The sequence below is a fragment of the Rhizobium album genome (genome assembly GCF_003122325.1).
Lineage (GTDB): Bacteria > Pseudomonadota > Alphaproteobacteria > Rhizobiales > Rhizobiaceae > Metarhizobium > Metarhizobium album.
Map to the genome: position 1 here is coordinate 1 of NZ_QFBC01000055.1, position 1,328 is coordinate 1,328.

The 1,328-nt window shown below is 59.9% G+C and carries 1 protein-coding gene; it reads right to left on the minus strand.

Translation table 11 applies throughout. The features are described 5' to 3' along the window. Positions 1-220: 220 nt before the first annotated feature. Positions 221-1,246 (minus strand): IS110 family RNA-guided transposase, encoded by a 1,026-nt coding sequence (locus DEM27_RS33370; protein ID WP_109462516.1) that lies wholly within the window; start codon positions 1,244-1,246, stop codon positions 221-223. Between the last annotated feature and the right edge of the window lie 82 nt (positions 1,247-1,328).

The window sequence follows — 1,328 nt, forward strand, 5'->3', positions numbered from 1 at the left end:
GCCCTTTAATTGCGGGACTTAGTCAAGCCTGTTTTGCCCGTGCCGGGGTCATGGTCCTTTTCGAGGTCATGGCCTCATGATGATGTTCGGGTCGGATGCCTCAACGTGCGGAGCGCGGTTGTTTGTGCCGCAGCCGATTGAGCGAGGTCATCGCAACCACCGTCCCGGCGGGACATCACAGGCCCAAAGCAGCCCTGCGATCTCGGGTGAATGTTCAGTGTCAGGCCGGCTCTTTGCCCCACTGGAACGAGGTGCCATCGATCCAGATGCAGTGCAGGATGACGGCCAGTTTGCGAGCAACAGCGACCTGCGCCTTCTTCATTCCGTTGCGTTTCGCCAGCCGCAGTCCCCAGGCTTTCAGCGCGCACCAGCGCCGAGTCCGATGGAGCAACACACTGGCTGCCTCGAATAGATACGTTCGCAGCAAACGATCGCCCCATCGAGACACATGGCCGAGACTATCCGTTTCGCCCGACTGCTTGCGTCGCGGCGTTAGACCGAGATAGGCACCCACGGATGTTGCGCTTCGAAAGCGGGACGGATCGTCGATCGTATGACGGAAGGTCAGTGCCGTTACCACGCCGATGCCCGGCACGGTCATCAACCGCCTTGTCGTCTCGTCTGCTCGAGCCATCTGTCGGACCTGGCGGTCCAACCCATCAAGCTCTCGGCAAACATAGGCATGCACGGAGAGCAGTGGTAGCAAAACCCGCCAAAGAACGTGACCGTCTCCGGTCAATTCGGTGACGCAGCGCTGGAACTGACCTGCGATGGCGCGAGGGAAGATTAGGCCGCATTCTTTCAACATTGATCGGACCTGATTTTCGAGATCTCGTCGCATCGTCACGAGCCGGGACCGCGCGATCAGCATCGAGCGGACCTGTTGGCTGGCCTCACTCTTTACCGCAACCTCGCGATACCATCCAATCCGAACCAGTTCGGCTAAGCCGCGCGCGTCGTTCTCATCGCTCTTGTTCATCCGGACGGACAGAACCGCATGTGCGTGCCGCGCGTCGATACAGACCACCGGCACGCCAGTCCTCTTCAGTTCATGCCAAAGCCAGCTCGACATAGCACCGGTCTCGAAGCCAACGCGCTCCGCATGCGGGGCCTTCTTCGCCAGAAGCGCCGCCAAAGCGCCAGGATCCGATTTCGCCCGGCCCTCGAAGAGCAGGCGACCGGTCTCGTCAACGACGCAAACAGCAGTTTCCTTCTGTGAGACGTCCAATCCGACATACTGTTTCACTGTGATGTCCTCCCGTTGTCACTGGGACCAATCTGCCACCATCGAGGAGACTGGGACATGCCGGCAGCAATTACGTCATCGT